The 23,104-nt window shown below is 35.6% G+C and carries 18 protein-coding genes and 2 pseudogenes; 1 reads left to right on the top strand and 19 read right to left on the bottom strand.

From position 1 onward, the window contains the following. Window positions 1–89: 89 nt before the first annotated feature. The 12 genes and pseudogenes from HUW50_RS13040 to allC form a co-directional block, all read right to left on the bottom strand. The gene (locus HUW50_RS13040) at window positions 90–620 is read right to left on the bottom strand and encodes a chromate transporter (protein ID WP_066336737.1); all 531 of its coding nucleotides are present in this window, start codon (window positions 618–620) and stop codon (window positions 90–92) included. After that, a complete protein-coding gene (locus HUW50_RS13035) occupies window positions 617–1,192 on the bottom strand; it encodes a chromate transporter (RefSeq protein ID WP_066336746.1) in 576 nt (191 codons plus the stop codon). Before HUW50_RS13035 ends, HUW50_RS13040 begins: the two co-directional genes overlap by 4 nt. Before the next feature lie 463 nt (window positions 1,193–1,655). Further along, window positions 1,656–2,105: an Lrp/AsnC family transcriptional regulator gene (locus HUW50_RS13030; RefSeq protein ID WP_066336748.1), complete on the bottom strand. Its 450-nt coding sequence runs from the start codon at window positions 2,103–2,105 to the stop codon at window positions 1,656–1,658. Between the two features lie 104 nt (window positions 2,106–2,209). Continuing rightward, complete coding sequence (ggt, locus tag HUW50_RS13025) at window positions 2,210–3,790, bottom strand: gamma-glutamyltransferase (protein ID WP_066336750.1); 1,581 nt, start codon at window positions 3,788–3,790, stop codon at window positions 2,210–2,212. Beyond that, a complete protein-coding gene (locus tag HUW50_RS13020; RefSeq protein WP_066336758.1) occupies window positions 3,787–5,034 on the bottom strand; it encodes an MFS transporter in 1,248 nt (415 codons plus the stop codon). Before HUW50_RS13020 ends, ggt begins: the two co-directional genes overlap by 4 nt. 391 nt (window positions 5,035–5,425) lie before the next feature. Further along, window positions 5,426–6,993 (bottom strand): annotated as a pseudogene (locus tag HUW50_RS13015) (IS1182 family transposase). A gap of 189 nt (window positions 6,994–7,182) precedes the next feature. Continuing rightward, window positions 7,183–8,166, bottom strand: a complete 984-nt coding sequence (locus tag HUW50_RS13010) for an aldo/keto reductase (protein WP_066336760.1) — start codon at window positions 8,164–8,166, stop codon at window positions 7,183–7,185. A 175-nt stretch (window positions 8,167–8,341) separates the two neighbouring features. After that, a complete protein-coding gene (locus HUW50_RS13005; protein ID WP_185653989.1) occupies window positions 8,342–9,724 on the bottom strand; it encodes an allantoinase in 1,383 nt (460 codons plus the stop codon). Window positions 9,725–9,756: 32 nt separating this feature from the next. Further along, window positions 9,757–10,620 carry a fumarylacetoacetate hydrolase family protein gene (locus tag HUW50_RS13000; RefSeq protein ID WP_185653988.1) on the bottom strand — a complete coding sequence of 288 codons (864 nt, stop codon included), beginning with the start codon at window positions 10,618–10,620 and terminating at the stop codon, window positions 9,757–9,759. A gap of 141 nt (window positions 10,621–10,761) precedes the next feature. Beyond that, on the bottom strand, window positions 10,762–11,925 hold the full coding sequence (locus tag HUW50_RS12995; protein ID WP_066336779.1) for an amidase: 1,164 nt from the start codon (window positions 11,923–11,925) through the stop codon (window positions 10,762–10,764). Window positions 11,926–12,030: 105 nt separating this feature from the next. Then, window positions 12,031–13,272: a pyridoxal-phosphate-dependent aminotransferase family protein gene (locus HUW50_RS12990; RefSeq protein ID WP_185653987.1), complete on the bottom strand. Its 1,242-nt coding sequence runs from the start codon at window positions 13,270–13,272 to the stop codon at window positions 12,031–12,033. 14 nt (window positions 13,273–13,286) lie between these two features. After that, on the bottom strand, window positions 13,287–14,531 hold the full coding sequence (gene allC, locus HUW50_RS12985) for an allantoate deiminase (protein ID WP_260445687.1): 1,245 nt from the start codon (window positions 14,529–14,531) through the stop codon (window positions 13,287–13,289). Window positions 14,532–14,745: 214 nt separating this feature from the next. Here allC and HUW50_RS12980 point away from each other — a divergent pair, with 214 nt between their 5' ends. Next, window positions 14,746–16,383 carry a PucR family transcriptional regulator gene (locus tag HUW50_RS12980; RefSeq protein ID WP_185653986.1) on the top strand — a complete coding sequence of 546 codons (1,638 nt, stop codon included), beginning with the start codon at window positions 14,746–14,748 and terminating at the stop codon, window positions 16,381–16,383. Window positions 16,384–16,597: 214 nt separating this feature from the next. On the opposite strand, the gene uraH is transcribed toward HUW50_RS12980, so the two are convergent. From uraH to HUW50_RS12940, 7 genes and pseudogenes are all read right to left on the bottom strand, one after another. After that, a complete protein-coding gene (uraH, locus tag HUW50_RS12975) occupies window positions 16,598–16,951 on the bottom strand; it encodes a hydroxyisourate hydrolase (RefSeq protein ID WP_066336807.1) in 354 nt (117 codons plus the stop codon). A 12-nt stretch (window positions 16,952–16,963) separates the two neighbouring features. Further along, window positions 16,964–18,450: pseudogene (gene pucL / locus HUW50_RS12970) on the bottom strand (factor-independent urate hydroxylase). 147 nt (window positions 18,451–18,597) lie between these two features. Next, on the bottom strand, window positions 18,598–19,905 hold the full coding sequence (locus HUW50_RS12960; protein WP_066337331.1) for a nucleobase:cation symporter-2 family protein: 1,308 nt from the start codon (window positions 19,903–19,905) through the stop codon (window positions 18,598–18,600). A 342-nt stretch (window positions 19,906–20,247) separates the two neighbouring features. Further along, window positions 20,248–20,970 (bottom strand): hypothetical protein, encoded by a 723-nt coding sequence (locus HUW50_RS12955; protein WP_066336815.1) that lies wholly within the window; start codon window positions 20,968–20,970, stop codon window positions 20,248–20,250. After that, complete coding sequence (locus HUW50_RS12950) at window positions 20,967–21,722, bottom strand: hypothetical protein (protein WP_185653985.1); 756 nt, start codon at window positions 21,720–21,722, stop codon at window positions 20,967–20,969. Before HUW50_RS12950 ends, HUW50_RS12955 begins: the two co-directional genes overlap by 4 nt. Further along, window positions 21,700–22,605 carry an ABC transporter ATP-binding protein gene (locus tag HUW50_RS12945; protein ID WP_311774049.1) on the bottom strand — a complete coding sequence of 302 codons (906 nt, stop codon included), beginning with the start codon at window positions 22,603–22,605 and terminating at the stop codon, window positions 21,700–21,702. The genes HUW50_RS12950 and HUW50_RS12945 overlap by 23 nt, the downstream gene beginning before the upstream one ends. Next, entirely contained in the window at window positions 22,602–22,985 is a 384-nt protein-coding gene (locus HUW50_RS12940) for a GntR family transcriptional regulator (protein ID WP_066336823.1), read from the bottom strand. The genes HUW50_RS12945 and HUW50_RS12940 overlap by 4 nt, the downstream gene beginning before the upstream one ends. Between the last annotated feature and the right edge of the window lie 119 nt (window positions 22,986–23,104).

The raw sequence follows: 23,104 nt of genomic DNA, 5'->3' as shown, positions 1-23,104 counted from the left end.
AAGGTTTAACAAAAAAAATCTAACAAAGACTTTTAATTAAGAGTTTGTTAGATTTTTTCTATATATATTTTTAATATGACGAATTCATTTCACGTAATAAAAATGGCTCCATACCCCATCGCCCCAACAATGACAAGAGCTGGGTGTACCTTCCATTTCTCTAATAATAAAAAACTGATAATAATTAAAAAGAGTGATTGCCATAAACCCGAATCCATGTAAGAAGTAGAAAAGAAACTAAAGGCCATGACCCCAAGTAAGACAGCAATGGTCGGTCTAATAAAAGTGGTCATTCTTTTAACCTTTGGTGAATCTTTAAATTTATATAAGAAGCCTAAAAGTAAAATCATTAAGATAAGTGACGGAGCTACAGTTGCAAAAATCCCTACTATTCCTCCAAGGATACCACCTTGTTGATAGCCAATATACCCTGCCATCTTTGTTGCAATTGGGCCTGGAAGGGCATTTCCTAAGGCAAGCACTTCACTAAACTCATTAAGATTCATCCATCCATAGTGATCGACAACCTCATTTTCAACTAAAGGTATTGAAGCTGGTCCACCACCATATCCAAGAATTCCAGGGATAAAAAAGGCGAGAAAGATTTCCCAATAAATCACGAAGCATTACCCCTTTCAATCTTACGTTCTTTTTTAGGATCTTTATCCTTCTTTATGATAGCTGCGAGTAAAAGCCCACCAATTAAAATGGCTGGATGTAATCCAAAGATCTCCATTAAGAAGAAACTAAAAATAATGAGTATAGAAGACTTTAACCATCCTAAGGATTTCTGAGATTTTTTAAAAAAGTCCCATGTTAATGTAGCCAACATGACGCCTACTACCGGTACTACTGCTGCTGTCATTCCCTGAACCCAAGGATAGTCTTTTACTGAAGAGATTGTTGTCAACAAGAAAATCATTAAAATAATTGTAGGTACGATAGTGGCAAGAGTCGCATTAATTAGTCCTACAATTCCCGCTACTCTGTAGCCAATATAACCAGCCATCTTTGTTGCAATTGGACCTGGTAATGTATTACCTAAGGCTAGTACGTCTGCAAACTCATCATCACTCATCCATTTATATTTATCCACTACTTCTTTATGTACAAGTGGAATAGAGGATGGTCCTCCACCATACCCTAAAATTCCTACACGAAAAAAGGCTAAAAATAACTGTAGATGTTTCATATTATCCCCCTTTGCTTTTCTTTTCTATAATTCAGGTAAATAACTAGTAAGATTAAAACATACTTATTATTCCCCTAATTCTTTTTCAACTTAGTTTTAAATTCACATCTAAGATCATTATATTTCCGATTGTTAATAATATTCATAAAAACAACTAACAAAGTAAGGTTAAACTAATTATTTATGATTATATAGTAAATACAATTGATTTTCTAGATACTAAATAGAAAAAATATAATAAATCTCATTTGGAAATAAACAAATAGGCTACTTCTACAAGATTATTGCTTTTACAGAACTCTTTTGGATAAGAAGTAAAGACGAAAGTTCTCTGAAAACAGCCAAAAAATAAGATTGACTCAAAAGCCCCCCTCTCCTTCTCCTATATAAAACAGGAAAATTAATGGAATTTAGCTTTAAGCCAACCTTTACATAAGTCATGTAACTTGAGAGTACTATATGTCTATAATTTCATTCCACTTCTGCTTTTGAAGCGGCGAAGCAATATATGACTTTCTACCCTTGTGATTCCTTCAAGTGAATACAACTCATTATTTATAAACTTTTCTAATGCAATAAAGTCATCAACTAAAACATGCATATGTAATGTGCTCGGGCCTGTCATTTGATAACAACTTGATACACAAGGATTATCAGCAAGCTTTTGGGCAACTTCTACTAAGAATGAAGGCTCACAATCAACTTCAAAGAAGGCTGAAACATTCTTCCCCATTTTCTCTGAATTAATAACAACACTAAACTTCTCAATAACATCATTTTTTATTAATTGATTAACACGTTCACGAACAGATACTCTGGATAAATCTAGCTCTTTCCCTATATCAGAGTAAGACATTCTTCCATTAGCAGTAAGTAGCTCAAGTATTTTCCTGTCAATATTATCTATTTTCAAATTAGACCCATCCTTTAAGAATTTATAGTATGAGTATAATATTAACAGGTAAATGATGAAAGCCTTCCAAAAATATCATGTGTAAAAATATCCTTCAGATAGTTTTACCTTCCAACAGCTGCACCATCACTTCTGGGATCAACACCACCGTGTAAAAAGCCCTGATCGTCTATTAAAATTGCATTTGCATGTCCCATAATACCATCTAGATCATTTACTCTATTTACACTATGTCCAGATTTCATTAGTTGCTCGATTACCTCTAGGCTAACTCGCCCTTCAATTTTAAGTTCTTGTGTTTCTTCACCCCAAGTTCTTCCCCAGACGAATCTAGGCTCACTGATCGCTTGCTGAGGATTCATACCATAGTCAATCATCCTTGTAATCATTACCGTTTGTGTTTGCGGTTGCCCTTCACCACCCTGTGTACCGTAAAGTATCCGCGGTCGTCCATCTTTTAACGCCATCGCTGGCATTAGTGTATGGAAGGTTCTCTTTTTAGGTTCAAGGCAGTTAGCACGTGATGAGTCTAGAGAAAAGAATGATCCTCTATTTTGCATAATGATCCCTGTATCACCTGCTACAACTCCTGATCCAAATTCAAAGTATAAACTTTGAATAAAGGAAACCGAGTTGCCTTCATCATCAACTACAGCTGCATGCGCAGTATCACTTCCTACAGATTGAGTCTGAATATCCTTTGCCCTATCAAATTGAATTGAGTTGGCCATTTCTTCGGCATAGGATTTGCTTAGTAGGTTATCTAATGGGATAGAGTGGAACTCCGGATCAGTTAAAAATTGATTTCGATCTTGAAAGCTTCTTTTTAATGATTCTACTAATAAATGATAATATTCATAAGAACCTTCTTGTATAGATGCAAGATCAAAGTTTTCTAATATATTAAGAGCCATTAATCCCACGAAGCCTTGAGAATTAGGTGGAACCTGATACATATGATAACCTCGATATGTCGTTGAAATCGGTTCAATCCATATACCCTGATGTTCAGCAAAATCCTCCTCGGTGAGCAATCCACCTTTTTCTATTAAACTTGAAATAATTCGCTTTCCCAACTTACCTTTATAAAAACTATCTCTTCCATTTACTGAAAGACCTTTCAAAGTGTTGCCTAAATCTTTTTGGACAAATTTTTCATTTATATTAGGTACTGTTTCATTAGGTAAGAAAATTGCAGCTGAATCTATATCTTTTTGCAGTATATCAATATTTTTCACTGTATTTTCATGCTGATCTATTGAAAAAGGAAACCCTGACAATGCATACTCTATAGCTGGTTCAAGTACTTCCCCTAATGATAATCTTCCATACTCTTTCAGGATAGCATCCCAGCTGTCTACCATTCCGGGTACAGTTATGATACTTTCTATCCCTCTATTTGGAATAGAACTCTTTCCTTTATATACGTCACGCGTTACTTTTGATCCCGAACGACCACTTCCATTATAAGCACGCACCTTTTGATCATTGACACTATAAGTAAGCCAAAAGGAGTCACCTCCAAGACCTGTCATATGTGGATAAACCACAGCAAGACATGCACTAACGGCTACTGCAGCATCAAAGGCATTCCCTCCTTTTTGAAGAATTGTATTTCCAGCTTGTGATGCTAAATAATGGGGACTCACCACCATTGTCTTACTCCCTACAATTGCTTTATTCATCCTATTTTCTCCTCCGTAACTAAGTTACTTTTTATTACGTTTGTTTTAAAATTGGTTGTTGCCTTTACTTTATTGTCAGTAAAGATAAACATAATTGCCCCAATGATCAAAAGTCCTCCAGAAAGGTAAAAACCGAATTCTAGACTTCCAGTTTGATCAGCAAAATATCCTGTAATATACGGTGCAAAAATGGAAGAAAGCATACCACTAAAGTTAAAAAACCCATATACTCTTGAATACATTGAAGATGGTGTAATATCAGCCATATATGATATTAATACTGGATCAAGTGCTAATTTCCCCAGTAATCCATAAAGGCATAATCCTACAAGAAGTAAAGAATAGTTTTCTATATATGGAATGGCAAATTGACACAACGCTCCAGCAAATGCTAATACGATAATTAGTGGCTTTTTGCTTTTTATTTTGTCTGACAAGAACCCAAAGATAATTGCTCCTGGTATGGATGCCCATGGTACTAATGATGCAATGACTCCAGTTTGCGAAGCTTCAACTCCACGCGCCGTTTGCAAGTAGTAAGGAAGCCATGTCAGCATTCCAAAAAATCCATATAATGAACAAAAGATTAATATGTAAACTAAAATATGATTCTTGGTAAATAGCTGTTTGATGCTGCCTTTTTCCTGTATTTCCTTTCCTTGTTTCGGCTCTTTATCCCGATTATCTTGGACAAAGATTCCAATTAAAATCGCGACAATGATAGTTGGTACTGCAAAAACGTAAAATGGAAATTGCCATCCTTTATTTAATGTGTAAGTAAAATAACTAGATGAGATAAAACCAAGAGAAATACCGAACGCCATTCCACTATTAATAAGAGCCGAGACTAGCCCTCTATATTTTTTAGGAGTGATGCTCGAAGAAATTCCATATTGTGAACCATAATATGTACCTTCACCAAGACCAGTCATTGCTCGCATCAATAAGAAAAGACCAAAGCTTGCAGCTAATCCACTCATATATGTTGCAATTCCAAATAAAAGATATCCAACAACTAAAACTTTTACTCTTCCAAACTTATCTGCTAAAAACCCAGTTGGTATCTGCATAAAAGCATAAGCAGCGAAAAACACTGTTGACATTAAACCTAGCTGAGCATTGTCTAACCCCCACTCTTCACCAATGCTCCCCATAACTGGAGATAGTATATTGCGATCTGCATACATAAAGACCCAACCTAAAAAGAACAGAAAAATGACAAAAGCCGGATGTGTTTTTCTCATTATTAAAACTCCCTTCTATTATCTGAATATTGAGATCATTATAGCAACATTTTTTTCAGAGAAGGGAGTTATTGTCATATATTCTCACATGGTTTTTTTACATTTCGAAATCCACTTAACTATTTTTCATTCGTTTCGTAGTTCATTTTCAATTATTTGTTTCGAAATGAAAATATTCATTTAAATCAAATTAGTTTATAAAGTCTATCATGTTAGATTTAGCTACACCGTTCCGCACTGAGCTTGCTACAAAAAGCGAACAATAAACTATATATCTTTTAATTGACAAAAAGAGGCTGGGACATAACTAGCTTCAGATAGTGAGAAAGGTGAATTTGAGGGTACTCAAATTCACCTTTCTCTACTTTTGTGTATAAATTCTTCTATTGCCTTAGTTTCTGGCAGTGAATTTTCTTATATTCACTGCCATTAACGCAAGGCCCATTTCGTTTTCTACCCTCGATTTTCCTCGGACAGAAAATCGAGTGAAACGCAAATTAGCCTTCAAGAATCCAAAAACTGGTTCCACATCGATTTTGCGTTTTCGATAGATGGCACTCGTTTCCTCTTCTGAAAGCTTCACTCTTACATATTCTTTTTGCTGTTCCCATTTTTCATTCACCATTAGTTTTCGATTATTGCCTTCTTTTGCTTTTGTACATGATGAACGGAATGGGCATCCCGAACAGTCTTCGCACTCGTAGATTTTGAAATTCCGTTGGAAACCTGTACGGTCATTACGGACAGAATGATATTGAAATTCAAGACGTTTCTGATTAGGGCATGTATATGTATCTGTTTCTTCATCATACTGCCAGTTGTCGGGATTAAATTTGTTTTGTTTGTACTTTTTCTTTTGTTCCTTCAAATACATGTTATAGGTAATAAGTGCTTCTCGTTTTTGTTCGAAAGGATATCATTAAAGTTTTGTTCACTACCATAACCTGCATCTGCGACAAGGTGTTTCGGTAACTCGAAATAATGCTGCTCGATCTCATCTAGAAATGGAATTAACGTACGCGTATCTGTTGGGTTAGAAAATAAACTATAGGCAAGCGAGTATTGACCTTCCGTTGCGATTTGTACATTGTAACCAGCTTTCAATTGTCCATTTTGCATATGATCATCTTTCATTCGCATAAATGTTGCATCCGGATCTGTTTTAGAATAGCTATTCCGCGTGCCAAAGATTTCAAAGTCTTGTTGGTATTTCTGTTTTCGTAAGACAAAATCAATCAACTGTTTACGGACTTGTTTCGGGTATTTGCGTTCATTTCTTAAGGCTTTTCGTTCTGTCACGTCTGATGATACTTCAATTTGTTTATCATACGCGGTTACGACATTGTCCACTTTTTGAACCAATTGAGTGAGCTCTTCTAATGATAACTGCTCATCGCTTTCACGCTCAATTTCAGGTATGATTTCGTTCTCAAGTAGCTCATTGTATAGCTGGTTTGACTTTTCAATTAAACTTTGATGATATTTCTCAATTGATTTCTTCCAGACAAACGTAAATTTATTCGCATTCGCTTCAATCTTTGTACCATCAATAAAAATCGCTTCTTGATCGATAAGTTTTTCTTCGATTAATCGGCAACGGAATTGGACGAAACATTGGCGAATTATTTCTTTCACTTCAGGTTGCACACGGAATCGGTTGATTGTACGGTAGCTTGGTTCATACCCTTGAGCTAACCACATCATACGGATACTATCATTTAATAAAGCTTCAATTTTGCGCCCTGAAAAGACAGATTGTGTGTAGGCACATAAGATAATTTTAAGCATCATGCGTGGATGGTAGGCAGGACAACCCTCATTTCGAAGAAATGGTTCGAACGCTTCATGAGGGATACTTTCAACTAAATGATGGACATGGAAGGCGATATCATTATTTTGTAATTTTACTTCTAAATCTAAAGGCAAAACTAATTGATTCATGGTATAATTTTTAAACATAAGGACCCTTCTTTCGGATGAAATTTTGTGTGGTAACTTTATTTTATCAGAAGTGGTCCTTATTTTTATTCAAAAAATAATCAAAGCCGGTGAAATTTTACTCGTCGTAAAATTTCACCGGCTTTTTCATCTAAGAGGTGGGTTTTGTCCCAGCCTCTTTTTCAAGTTTATGATTAGGAAAAGTCCTTACTACCTACGAAACTTTTCAAGAAATCTTGTCGGGTATTCACTAGGTAGCTTACTAACTTTGTCAAGGTTATCCCAATGTTCTTCACTTAACTTCCAACCTACACTTCCCATATTTTCTTCAAATTGATCTAAACTGCTTGCCCCAAATATAGGTGATGTAATTTCCTCTTTGTTTAATAACCAGTTCAATGCTACTTGAGCAGGCGTCTTATCAATTTCATGTGTCACTTCTTGTACAGCTTGTAATATTTTAAAGTTCTTTTCATTGGATCTATTTTCCCAACTTGATTCCCCAACACCATTTGAAAGCCTGCCACTTGTCGGGACCTCACCTTTACTATATTTTCCTGTTAAAAACCCTCCACCAATAGGTGCCCAAGGAATCACACCAACGTTTTCTTCTTTACAAAGTGGAAGTACTTCTCTATCCATTTCACGGTTTAATAGACTATATTGCGGCTGAATCGAAATAAATCGGACAAGGTTATGAAAATCACTATAAGATAAAGCCTTCATCATTTGCCAAGCTAAAAAGTTTGAACAGCCTATGTATCTTACTTTTCCTGAGCTAACGAGGTCATCTAACGTTCTTATTGTCTCTTCAATAGGAGTAATATTATCCCAAACATGAAGCTGATATAGATCAATATAATCTGTATTTAAACGCTTTAGACTCTGGTCAACTCCCTCTAAAATACGACGACGCGAATAACCAAAATCATTTGGATGTGGACCTACACGCATTCTTACCTTTGTTGCTAATACAACTTCTGAGCGTCGGTCTTTAATTGCCTTACCAACAATACGCTCAGATTCCCCACCTACATAAACATCTGCTGTATCAATAAAATTCCCACCCTGGTCTAGAAAGCGATGAATCATTTTAGTGGAATCTGCTTCATTTACTTCCTTCCCAAAGGTCATTGCCCCTAAACATAACTCTGACACTAACAAACCACTTTTTCCTAATACTTTGTATTCCATTTTTTACTCTCCCATCTCTTTTTTACTGCCTATTCATTTTTTATATTCGAGATTAGGGTGTTTATTCCTTTAAATTATTAAAATGTGAAATAGTTAAATTTATTAGTGAAAAAAATTTACAAAAGTAAAAAACCTTTCTCTGTTCGAAGAAAGGTATTTTCGCTATCAATAGAGCCTAGACTGATTTAATTGATGCATTTTCACATGGCTTTACCCAACGGCCATTAGGAATCGGAGCCACTATTACTCCCTCTTTAAATACCAAGTTGCCTCTATTAAGAGTTCCCACGATTCGGCATGGGAAAGTATGTCCCATATACAAGCTTTGTTTATGCTTTGCATAAAAGTTTTCTTCCGTAACTGTATGTGATTCATTTAATGTGATAATTGCTAAATCAGCGTCAGCACCTATAGCTATTTTTCCCTTTCGATCCGCTAGTCCGAATCTCTCTGCTGGGGCTGATGCTGTCCATTTTGCGACAGTATCAAATGGTATTTTATACTTTAGGGCAAGCTCAATCATTGATAACAATGTAAACTGTCCGCCACTAATTCCACCCCACGCTTGAAACATATTATACATATTAGGATCTTTTAATTCATAAGGACATGGAGAATGATCTGATGAGATCATATCAAATTTATTTTCTATTAAAAGAGAAATTAATTTTTGTTGCTCTTCTTTTTCACGTAAAGGTGGAGCACATTTAGCAATGGTGCCTAATCCTCTTAAATGTTCATGGTTATATAATAAATAATGAGGACAAGTCTCTACCGTTATATTCATTCCTTTTTGTTTTGCCTGCTCAATCACTTCAATCGCTTTAGCAGAGCTTATGTGTACAAAATGTAGAGGACAGCCAGTAAGTTCTGAATAGTAAATGGCACGTTCTACGGCCTCAACCTCAGCGATAATCGGACGTGATTCTAAATAATCATCAGCACTATATTTGCCTTCATTCTCTTTCTCTTCCTTTAACCAGTTCGTAATTGCATCACTTTCTGAATGAAGAGCTAACACCTTACCCAATTTTGCGATTCTTTTCATACCATTCAATAAAGTTAGATCATCAACTGCCTCAAACTCTTTATTTCCTGTTGAAGAAAGAAACGCCTTAAAGCCTATCACACCAGCTTCAGCAAGAGCTTCTAAATCCTTTTCATTTCCCGGAACAAGACCGCCCCATAAGCTAAAGTCAATAAAGGATTTTCCATTCCCAATCTCTGCTTTTGTAGATAATGCCTCTAGATTTATGGTTGAAGGAATTCCATTTAACGGCATATCAAAATAAGTCGTACATCCTCCAGCCGCCATCATCATTGAACCTGTATGGAACCCTTCCCAGTGTTCTCTCCCTGGTTCACTAAAGTGTACATGTACATCAATCATTCCCGGAAAAATATATTGATTTTCAGTATCCCATTCTATAGCTGCTTTATTCATTATTCCTTTTTCCACAATGGCAATTTTTCCATCTTTTATTCCAATATCAGTTTCTGTTACACCTGTAGGAAGAACAGCTTTTCCATTTTTAATCAGGATATCTAAATGTTCCATACTCACTCTCCTATGATTAATATATGTATTATCTAAGAAACTACCGATACTGGGTTTCGTAACGGTTTAAATCCCTGAATATGACATTCAACCACATCCCCGTCACGAATCACCACAGATCCAGGAGTGCCAGTCATAATAATATCCTCTGGATGTAAAGTCATAATATGAGAAAAGAAGGATATAATCCACCAAGGTTGATACATCATATTCGCAACGACATTACGGTGATGTACTTCTCCATTTAAAACAGTTTCTACAGAAAGATCCTTTATATGAGAAAATTCATCAACAGTTATAAAATATGGACCAAAGCTGAAAAACGTATCAAAGCTTTTTGATCGCTGCATATAACGGGGGTTTTTAGCATGAATATCCTTTGCAGTCATATCTAAAGTAGTAGTAAAGCCAGCGACAACTCTAGAGGCATCCTTAACATTTACATCTTTGCAGGTTTCTCCAATAATGATTGCAAGCTCCGCTTCAGCTGTAACTTCACTAGACTGAGAAGGTAGCATAATGGATTCCTCTGAACCAATTAAGCTAGTATCTGGCTTCATAAAAATGACTGGTTCTTCTTCCGGCGGCTTTCCTGACAATTCTATTGCTTTTTCCATATAGTTCATACCGACTCCCCAGATTTTCCCCGGATTTCGGTAGAGTGGTGCATATTTTATTTCTTCTAAAAAATGAGGGAATTGATCCAATTTATTCCCTCCCTCTTCTTTATACCAAATAGTCATTTCAGCTAATTCGCCCTTTTGTAAAATACTAAAAAGGTCTGTACTCCAGCTTTTTCCGGCTATCTCATTTATCGTATTAATTGTTAGAACTTTATCACCAGAAATAATTGCAGCGACCTCTTCTCCTTCTGCATACACAGTTGCTAGTTTCATATCAATTCTCCTTATATTAATCGTTATATCACTTTATGCCTTTTCACAAGTAATTAAGAGCTTGATTAACAGATTAACTAGAAGTAAAAGGTAGGTAGAATAAGACTATGTGTTCTTTATGAATTTTCAGACATTCATTTTCTAAAAAAATTCTTTCACAAAGCTCAATAATTTCAAGTCTTGATTGTGATTAGCGATAAAAGATAATCCTATCGGCAGCCCATTCACTTTTGTTAGAGGAAGCGTAACCTGTGGTAAGCCAGCCAAGCCAGCAATACATGATAGCTGCATGGTTTTTGCTCGATATTGCTCTGCTTTTTCTCCATGTAAATGAACCAATGGCGCTGCTCCAGGAGCAGTTGGAATGACTAATAACCCTTCTTCTCCTAAAAGGTTTGATAACGATTCGCGAATTTTTTCTCTTAAATCATATCGGGATTTGTTCTCACTCTTTTTCAATGTACTTGTCCAGTGGAATCTTTCTGCAATACCAGGGCCAAATGTTGGATTCTCCTTACGAATCCATTCACCATGTTCTTCCCATATCTCAATTCCTTGAATGATACGAAACGTATTCGCCCATTCTGCTAAACCTTCTTCTGATATATGTATCCACTCACTGTCTTCCATTCTCTCTTCAACTGAAGAAATATAAGCTAATATTGTCTCTTTGTTTTCTTTATCCAACAGCTCCCAAGCATCTTTCCCTAAGAAAATCTTATTAAAATTCCCCTTCCCACTTTGACCCTCTATAAGAATATGACCGACATCAAGTAACAACTTTGGTTGCCTAGCCATCCAGCCAACAGTATCAAAGCTTTTCGCTAAAGGAATAACGCCTTCAATTGGGACTGTACCGAAAGTAGGCCGAAAGCCATAGATCCCACAATAGGATGAAGGGATACGAACAGATCCGCCTGTATCTGTGCCTAGAGAAAAGTCTACGAGCCCAGAAGAAACGGCAACGGCCGATCCACTAGAAGATCCTCCTGGAATATGACCAGGTGCCTCAGGGTTCATAGGTGTACCATAATGAAAATTCTCACCATTCAAGCTGTACATAAGTTCATCAGTCTGTGTAGTCCCCTTAAGCTTTGCCCCATGATTGAGGAGGCGTTTTATAGCCGGTGCATGTTGTTTTGCTGGATCATGTGTTCGAAGCCAATCAGGATTCCCTGCTCCACTTGTATAATCTTCAATCGCAAATACATCTTTTACCGCAAACGTTAAACCGTCTAACTTTCCAGACGCTGTTTGTTCAATGACCAAATCCTTATCTACGAATGCATTCCATTTATCAATCATCATCGTTCCTCCACATGAACAGAAATTGGCTTTCGCTTCAAATCATCTTCCTAAATTATCTCTTGACTCAGACATTTATTTTTATTGCAACCATCCATTTTCACACTACTTCACTATTAAATGAGGTAACTCATATACATTAAGTGCCGCTTGTAATCCTTGCCCTACCTGGACTGAAGCACCGTGACGAATAAGGACACCCTCAAGAGCAGCCAGAACAAACAAGATATTTTCTTTTCGGCAGCTATATCCCATCGTCCCGATCCTCCAAATCTTCCCTTGAAGAGGACCGAATGAACTAGCAATCTCAATTCCAAACTGCCTGAGCAACATCATTCTTACTGACTCACCATCGATACCTTCAGGAATGTTAATGCATGTGACCATAGGCAGCTTCCAGGGAACATCATTAAATAACTTCAAACCCATTGCTTTAATTCCTTCTACAAGTGCTTTTTCATGTAGAAGATGTCGTTCAAATCGTTCTTTTAGTCCTTCTTGTAAAACAATTCGTGTTCCTTCTCGTAATGCATAAAGCATTGAAGTTGCTTCTGTATGATGATTCAATCTTCTAGGTCCCCAATAATCTTGCAGTTGACTTAAGTCAAAATAGTTGCTGCGAATTGGCTGCTTGACATCTAATAAATCATCCTCTGTCGCAATCCCCTTTTCTACTTTTTTCCTTACATTGATGACTTGTTCGATACGATCATTATACGAAATCGGTGCCATACCTGAAGGAACAGACAAACACTTTTGAGTTCCACCTATTACTGCATCAAGCTGCCATTCATCTACTTTTACTTCTGTTCCGCCGATGGTTGCAACTGCATCAACGATACATAACACATTAAGCGCTCGGCAGGCAGGCCCAATCTTATCTAAAGGCTGCATACAACCAGTTGAGGTTTCACCATGTACTATTGCTACTACTTTTGGTTTCACCCTTTTTATCTCATTTATAATTTCCTCTTGATCGAAAACATCTCCCCATTCACATTCCATAATGTGAATATCAGCACCACTTCGCTCAGCTATTTCAGTTAACAAATGTCCAAATCTACCATAAATCGGGATTAACACTCTATCTCCCTGTTCAATAACGCTGCACAACACAGCTTCAATACCCGCACGAGATGTTCCATCGATTGGAAATGCCCATCTGTTTTTTGTTTGGAACACTTGACGAAGCATTTCCATTGTTTCATTCATTATCTGTGTAAAAGCTGGATCAAATTGCCCGAGTACCGGCGTACTCATAGCACGCAAAACTCTAGGGTCCACTTCAACAGGTCCAGGAGTCATTATGGTGCGTAATGGGGTATTTATTTCATTAAAAGCAAACATTGTCTTCTCCTCCTTTAATAAGCTAATTCATATAAAAGCTTTATTAATAGTCGAATTCCTTTTTCTAAATCCTCTGTTCTAGTAAATTCATGCGGCGAATGACTTATCCCTTTATGACTTGGTACAAATAATAAAGAAGTTGCACAAAATGGACTAAACATTTGTGAATCATGACCTGCCCCGCTCGCCATTTTTTTATATGGTATTTGATCTTTCGTTAATATCAACTCAGAAATTTCAATCAACTTCTCGCACATTTTAGTTGGCTTTTCATCCATCCAATTTTTAATTTTTAAATCAGTAGTATGTCTATCAGCAATAGACTGGAACTCCTTAAACAACTTCTTTGAAAATTGGTCAATAACATCCTCATCACTATGGCGAATATCTACCGTAAATGTCGCCTTTCCTGGTATAACATTTGCTATATTCGGCTCTAAATTCAGTTGACCAACTGTTGCTACTAAATCTGAATTTGTTTCTTTTGCTCTCTGAATTAGTAATTGTATAAGCCCAGATGCCACATACATTGCATCTTTACGCCAAGCCATCGGTGTCGTACCCGCATGGTTGCTCTCCCCAATAACTGTGATTTCATATCTTTTCTGACCAACAATATGACTTACAACTCCAATAGGCATTGCTTCTCTTTCTAATACCTCACCTTGCTCTATGTGTAGTTCAATAAAGCAGTCAAGGTCATTCCGCTTAGGTTGTCGATACTTACCTTGACCAAACCCTGAATCCTGCATCGCTTTTATAAAAGAAATATTTTGTAAATCCACTAAATTTTGAACATCTTCAATAGTTCTTACACCAGTGATACTACCAGATCCCCAGTATGTCATCGGGAAGCGACTTCCCTCTTCTTCACATAATGAAACAACTTCTATATTCTTTTTAGGAAGCCCATAAGTTTCATATAAATACTGCAAAGCTATCATACCCGCAATAACACCATATGCACCGTCATACTTCCCACCATCAATGACAGTATCAATATGAGATCCAGTTAAAATAGTTGTTGTATTTTCTCGACTACCTGTTAATCTACCAAATAGATTTCCGACATCATCAAAATAGACATCTAATCCAATTTTGTTCATCCGTTTCTCAAGTGCTTTTTGTGCACATCGCCACTCAGTTGAATACAATTGTCTTGTAACACCATTACTTTTGCTTTTTCCGAATGAACCTAACCATTCCACCATCTCTTCAATTTGTCCAAATAAGGCAGGTGACTTCTCGTTAATTACCAACCTAACCCCCCCTTAGTCCATTCATTTTTTCTATCATAAATTGTTATAAATAATAACATGATTAGTTATATATATTGATTTTAGAATAAACATCCTTTAAAATCATTCACATATATGTAGAACATTTACTAAATTCATTGTTTATAGTATCTAAAAAAATTTCATTATTAATATAAGTAACTTGTAAACATCCAAATTAGCAGGAGGAGAAAACATGAGATTAAGTGAATTATTAGATCTTCCCGTGTTTAATGGCACAGTTTTAATCGCAGGAAAATATGGTGTTGAACGCGAAGTAAATACAGTAAATATGATGGACGCTCCTGATATTATTTACTTTTTAAAAAAGGATGAATTACTCGTTACAACAGCCTTTCATTTCAAGGATGATCTCGATTCACTTTTACTGCTTATTAGAGAGATGAACAAGCAAGGATGTTCAGGATTAGGAATTAAAACAAAGCGTTTTTTACAGGAAATACCAGAATTAGCTATCTCACTTGCAAATGAACTCCACTTCCCACTTTTAGAATTACCTATTCACACTTCACTAGGTGATATTGTAAATAAGTCACTCAGTTACATCCTTGATATTCGCACGAATGAACTGCATCATGCCATGCAAACACATCAACAATTTACAAATCATATTATGAGTGGGCAAGGAATACATAAAATCCTTGATAGTTTATCCTCCCTTATAGATTTACCTGTTGTCCTACTCAATCATCAATTACAGTTAACCGGAAGAAAACAGTTTCACAATCTTCCTTTTTCCGAAAACCTTGAGTCGTTAATATCCACAGGTCATTATTTTCATTTCCCTAAAACAACGATGACCGCTTTTTCATTCGTAAACGGAACTCGAGAGACAATCACACTTTTTCCTGTTTATACACATAAACAGTATAGTTACCTATGTGTATTAGGGTCCGTACAATTATCAGATCGCTCAACGATTTTAACCATTAAACAAGCAACAAATGTTATTGCTTTTGAATTAATGAAAGAAAATGCGCTAAAGCAAAATACAAGACGAATCCAAAATGAGTTTTTCACTAACTTTATTAAAGGTGCATTTACCACCACCGAAGAGGTAATCAGCAGGGCTAAAGAGTTTAAACTAGCAAACGAACAGCGATATATTTGTGCAGTTGGTAAAATAGAAGATGAAGATAAGAATCTTACATTGCTGCAATACCAGACCGAGGAGGAACTGATTCATGATACAATTGAGTCAGAACTTCAACGATTTCACCAAAAAATACACATTTTCACAATTGATCAATCATACCTCTTACTATTGGAAATGAAAGGCGGATGGAAAGAGATTATTCAACCGTTCCTTTCACTCTTAAAGAAAATACAAATGAAAATTCACTCTCACTTCCAAGAGGACCTTTCATTTGGTATTAGTAATTACGCCGAACAACTCATCCATGTACCCGTTTCGTACAAAGAAGCAATTGACGCCCTTTACTACGGAAATATGTCAGGTAAAAAACAATTTATTGACATATACCAACCTAAGGAGGTTCCAGAAATTCTCCGTATGGTTCCATTTGATCAATTAAAAAAGTTTTATACTGATACTTTCCAAGCATTTGCCAATGAACCAAAAAGAGATCATCAAGTACTACTTCAAACATTGGCTGTTTATTTAGAAACACATTGTCAAATGTCCGAAACAGCAAAACGGCTTTATGTACACCGTAATACTGTGATATATCGTTTAGAAAAATGCGAGGAGATTATCGGCAGAAGTTTGAAAGAACCAGAAGAAACATTACGATTGCGCTTAGCTTTTAGAATTAAGTCTTTAATTCAAGGGAACAGCCAGCTATTTCAATAGTAAGGAAATACAATCGAATAAGTGAGGCTGTACTCAGAAAGGGCCAGACCGCGCCAACACAATATATAGTCTCTATAATGAGTTGTAAGCTACTATATAGAGTTACGTTAGGATGGGTAGCCCTCTTTGAGTCTCGCCTCCTCTTTCGGTCAAAAAGTTCAGTAAACACATCCAAAAACTTAAAAGATATTTAATTAATGAGTTGAGATTCTAGTTAACTCCCTCTATAAACTTGATATCCCCATGGCGAAACAAGTAATGGAACATGATAGTGCGCACTTCGATCTGCAATACCGAACCGAATTGACACCTTATCTAAAAACGCAGGCTCCAACAAATCCATACCTTTAGTTCGAAAATAGTCACCAATGCTAAATAAAAGTTCGTATTCTCCCTCTTCGATCTCATCTTCCAATAGAAGCGGCTCTTTTAATCGACCATCCTCATTTGTTGTCGTTGTTTTTAAAATGAAAGTGGATGAGCCTTCAAACCTCGATAATTGTACGGTAACATTCGCTGCCGGGATACCGTGGGTTAAATCAAGAATATGTGTCGTAAGACCTGCCATAGTATCAAATCCTTACTTCGATAGATTATTTGTTGTTGTGACTTCTTGTTTATTCTTTAAGTCTTCCTTCGTCACAGAAAAACGCTGAAAGCCAAATGGTGGACGAGGTTCTGTATAGACTTTTCCAGAAGAGTTTGGAATATCTTCTACAACTGAATCCCAAGTATGATTTTGCGATCGGAAATTCACTTCCTGTAATTGCGGGAATCTCTCTAGCACCCGACAACCAATTAAATAAATTAAATATTGGATCGATGGTGTTTCAAGATCATGGAAAACAGATGATGCAATATCACGGACCTGTTCAGCAGAAACGTAGACAACTGGATCTAACCCTGTTGAATCTTCAACATTCTCATATTTCCAACCGATATTTAAATAGATAAATAGTGGTCGATTACTATCTTCTGGGAGTGTCGTATATTCATCTCGGATAAATCCCACAAATGAATTCCCACGCACTTTGATTAATTGCAGATCTAGTAAACCACTACTCTGATTTACAATTTCAAAGTCTGTACCATTGCGGACTATTTCAACTGATGCTTGCGCTTTTTCATTTCGAGAGTTTTTAAATACGAGATCGCTTTCTGTTAATCCACTAGATGATACTCTGTTTATCGATTCAAACGGAACTTCGTCACCAATTAGTTTAATGGAATCAATATGGTCGTATTTTTTTAAGAATTCTTCTCCAACATAGTGTAAAAATCCTTCAATTGTTGAACCTTCGTAGCTCCCTAAATGTCTTTGAATAAAGTTTTTCATCGAGTCTGTTGCAATCACAAGGCTATTATCACCTTCTGTAAAAGAAGTAAGTAACTGATTCCCAGCAATCTCAACTTTAACATTTACACCAAATACAACATTACTTCTCCCACAAAAAGCAGATTCAGGAATTTGTCTTACTCCTGTTAATGGGGTTAAAAATGTTCGATATGCAAACACATTACCTTTCCCATAAGAAAATACTCGTTTTTGTTTCATAAATCCATCTCCTTTTACTTGTTAATAAGTTCTTTTAAACGAAAGAGGGCTATTTTATATACTTCTGATAGCGCCTTTTCAAACTCGACTGCTTTTTCATTATTAACTCTAAGTTTCATAGCTGAATATATATCCCCTTTTGTCTGACCTCTCACAGCCATGATAAACGGAAAGCTAAACTTCTCCATATATTGTTTATTTATAATGGAAAAACTCTCATATTCTTCAGGTGAAAGCTGATTTAATCCAGCACCCATTTGCTCTTTGACAGAGGATGAACTCATCTCTATACGTGTCCCTAAGTTAGGGTGGGCTTTTATTAGTGCTAGCTTTTCCTCATATGGTGCATCAATCACAATTTGCACCATCTTGTCGTGAAGATCTTCCAATGAAGAAAAAGGGCTGTAATGCAATACTTTTTTAGGAATCCAGGGAGAGTGTTCAAAGATATCTTTAAGGATTTCAACAAAATCTGATTCTTTACATTGATTAAGCTCATTTATCGTAACCATCTCAATTTTTAACTCCTTTTGAATGAGTTTTATAAATTACATTTGAGAATATTTTTTCATGAATTTCTTCTATCTATATTAAATCAATTTAATACCCTCTGATAAATCCAGGGAGGGACATTGAAGGAACTAAATTCCCCCTTCTAGTCATGAAGCAGATCTGTTTTCTTCAAATGTTGCAACATTTTTCTTTGTACGAATTACAAAAAACAAATTTAATAGTATAGCTGTTAAACTACCTGTAATAATCCCATCACTGACAATAATACGAATAGCTTGAGGTAAACCAACAAATAAGTCTGGTACAACTGTAGCTCCTAATCCTAAAGAAAGTGAACAAGCAATAATAAGTAAGTTATGTTGATCAGCAAAATCAACTGCAGCAAGCATTTTGATACCAGATGAAATTACCATCCCAAACATAACAACTGTTGCACCACCTAACACAGCAGGCGGGATAATTGTTGCAAGTCCAGCAATCTTAGGTATAAGCCCTAACACAATTAAAATGAAACCAGCTGCTATTACAACATTTTTTGTTTTTACCTTTGATAATTGGACCAGACCTACATTTTGAGCAAATGTATTATACGGAAAAGCATTAAAGAGTCCACCTAATGTAATAGCTAACCCTTCAGCACGATAACCTCGCACAAAGTCTTTCTCAGTAAGTTTTTGATCACAAATTTCGCTTAATGCTAAAAATACCCCTGTTGATTCAATAATGATAACTACACAAACAATAATCATTGTTAAGATAGGGCCAATTTCAAATGTAGGTGTCCCAAAGTAAAAAATTTCAGGTAGGTGCACCCAAGAGGCATCTGCAACACTTGAAAAATCTACTTTCCCCATAAAGATAGCCACGATCGTACCAGCAATGATGCCAAATAGTACAGATAATGCTTGGGCAAAGCCACTAAAAAAACGATTCATTACCAAAATAATTGCTAATACACCAAATGATAATAATAGATTAGCAGTGCTTCCAAAATCGGGATTTCCAACTCCACCAGCCATATTTTTAATACCTGTTGGCACAAGGGAAAGTCCAATAATAGTTACAACTGAACCTGTAACAACTGGGGGAAATAATTTAGTTATTTTCCCAAAAAAAGATGCAAACACAAAAATGAATAAGCCACCAACAATGATCGATCCATAAATCGCAGAAATACCATATTGTGATCCGATCGCAATCATTGGTGTCACTGCAACAAACGAACTACCTAAAACTACAGGTAACCCAATACCAAGATATTTATTATTCCAAGCTTGCAATAAGGTGGCTATACCACAAGTTAATAAATCAATTGCGACCAAGTATGCCAATTGTTCTGATGTTAAATTTAATGCTCTTCCAACGATCAACGGAACTAATATCGCTCCAGCATACATAGCAAATACATGTTGTAGGCCAAGCGAAAAAATTTTCAACCTTCCTCTATCCCCCACCACACTAATCCCTCCTAATTATGTAAAATTAAATAACACCAAATGTTATAATTTCTTACATGATAATATATTTATTTTAGATTGTCATTGTATATTCTGTTAAAAATGATTAAAAAGTTTGTGCAATTTGTATAAAAAATTAGAAATGTATGGAAAAGAGATTGATTACATTGAGTTTTTTAGAATATCAGGGGTTGTTCGTGGAAAAAGAGGAAAAAGTATATGTTAGAAAACATAACACAAAAAACCCTTTTTCGATATTACTGGGAAAAAGGGCATTTCTAATAGGCTTTTTTTCTAGAGGGTTGTTACATGCTACTGATAAAAGCGAAATAAAAGATCTTATTGAGTGACAAACTGAAAGTCACCTTCTACATTTACATCCTTCGGAACACGAATATAAAGTACATTCTCACCCCAAATATGATCTTCATCTATAAATGAATCTTCTATGCCCTTTTCTTCAGTAAACTGAGTGATTGTAAATTCTTTATCGAATTTCCCGAAATGAATATCTACAGAATGTGTGTTTCTAATCGTTAATTCACCTTCCACTAATTCTAAAGTTAAGGGGGGAATATCATCCGTAATATCAAGGTTTTCAATAATTGTTCTTGTATGATATTGCATTACCTCTACTCTTTTATCATTTACATTTTTTCTTTCTACTAACGTAAACAACGTTCCAAGCTGGTCATCTAATATAGTGACATCAAGCTGTTTTTCTTCGTAAGTAAAATCCCAATGATTTTTTATCTCTACGCCCTCAATGTTTTCCTTGCTTATTTGTTTTCCTTCAGAAGCAGCCATCGTTAATAATCGTCTTGCATTCTCGACTTTCACAAGTTCATCCTGATTATCGACAATTTTATTTGAAGGTCTTTCATTCGGAAGCACATAAAATAATCCAACAGCTACAAGTAACAGAACTCCATAAATACTAAGCATCCATTTCAAGTTAAGCTTTTGTAAAAATGGTACCTTCTTAATAACATTAACCATTTTATAAATTGCTACGATTATTAATAATAAAAGTACTATTGGAATAATTGACGTTAAAATCATTGTCTCACCTCCATCTTATTTGACAGAATAATAGAAACATAAAATAAAAAGCTAGCAGCTACGATTACCTTTAAGAAAAATACGAGTAATGAGGATTCCTCTATAAAAAATTTCCCTATCTCCAATATAAAGGTTGGTTCTCCGTTCATATTCACTCCTAAAAATAAATAACCTATAAATAAAGCAGGAAGGATAATAGTAAACCACTTACTTAATTGCACAAGCATTCCAATAACATATCCTATGGATGCTAATAAAAACATATAAAAGATGCTAGCAATAATCCCTACCATTAATTCTTGAAAACCAATAAATGTTGCCGTCACATTTCCATCATCTAGAATAAAGTTCATGATAATCTTGAAAAAAATTCCAGAAAGCATAGCTGTAATTCCTCCGATGATACTAGCAAATAGTAAAAATACAATATTTGAAAGGTTACTACTTAATCGATTAGACACAAAAACAAAGTCATCGTTTCGATAGGCTTTTGTCGTAATAATAATTGCACTTATCAAAGCCCATATCATTGTAAAAATAATGATTATATCTCCTGTATAATAGCTAACATTCAGTGAAAAACCATTAGAACTAGTACCCATTGAAATTGAACTGCTACCGGTCGTTGATAATAGAATTCCAATGATTTGTATGGTTAGCAATGAACTAAATACACTTAAGTATGCTTTTAGCTTATACATAAACTGTTTCTTCACTATATCAACTAACTTAACCTCTGTTAAAAACATCATCAATCCCCCCATTCGTTTTACTCGTTAAATATGTACATAAATCGTCTGAAGCAACTGAGGTCATTTCAACACCTTTCAATCTATAATTTTCAGTCTCAAACTCTGTAAAGTTATTTTCTACCACAATATAGATACCATCTTTACCTATCCGTTTTTGATGAAGAATTTCTCTGTTACGAACAACTTCCATTACAATATCTTCTTTACCATTTATCCCAATTGCATATTCCTTTAAATCCGCAACTGGTAGATGCAAGCGCTTTTCACCGTCCTTAATAAGCAATACATCCTCTATTAGATCCTCGATTTCATTTAATAGATGACTAGATAGGATGATCGTTCGAGGGTGATCAATATAATCCTTTAGCAAGGCTCTATAAAAATCCTTTCTTACGGAAGAATCCATACCTGTTGTTGGCTCATCTAAAATTGTTAATGGACATCTTGCAGCCAAGCCTATGATCATATTAAAAGTACTCTTCATACCTTTAGAAAGAGTATAATAGTGCTGCTTTGGATGAAAGGAGAAATAGTCAAAGAGACGATCAGCAAGCTCTTTATCCCAATTCGCATAAAATGTACTAGCTGATTGGAGAATGTCTTTTAAGGTTAACGAGTTTGGGAAGTATTGCTGATCATCAATATAGATTCTGTTAGAAGAAACCTTCAAATTGTTAAACGGTTTTTCTGAAAAAACGTGTACATCTCCAGAAGTTTCATGGATAAACCCAGCGATTAATTTCAACAGCGTTGTTTTCCCAGCACCGTTTCGACCGATAAGTCCCGTTATTTTATTTTTTTCTATCGAAAAGGACAATTTATTTAGCGCTTTTTTCTGCCCATATACTTTTGATACCTCATTACAAACGACGACCTTCATCATACATCCCCCTTGTCTTCATTATTTGCTGCTTTAATCATCTGTAGCAGTTCATCTTCACTCACACTTAAACGCTCTGCTTCCATAACAATTTCCCTAACTAATCTTTTTAACGTTCGACTTTTCCGTTTGTTGAGAATATTGAATTTTGCATCAGTAGAAACAAACATTCCAAGGCCCCGCTTTTTATATAAAATCAATTCATCAGCCAAAATATTTAATCCTTTCGCAGCAGTTGCCGGATTAATATTGAACATGTCTGCAAGCTGATATTGTGAATAAATTTTTTCATCCTGTTTGATGTTACCACTCAAAATCTCTGTTTCTAGCCATTCTGCTATTTGAACATAAATTGGTTTTGTACCATCTGTATTTAAAATCAAGCGCAAGCCTCCTTTCAAACCTCATTCCACATAGTGCATTACTGTTGTAATGTACTATATATTAATTTCCAATATAATGCAATAGTTAAACTAATATAAAAAAACCCCTACAGTTAAGT

This window comes from Metabacillus sp. KUDC1714 (assembly GCF_014217835.1).
GTDB lineage: Bacteria > Bacillota > Bacilli > Bacillales > Bacillaceae > Metabacillus > Metabacillus rhizosphaerae.
Note: the sequence above shows the minus strand (reverse complement) of the source record. Positions and strands in the feature narration are given on the sequence as shown.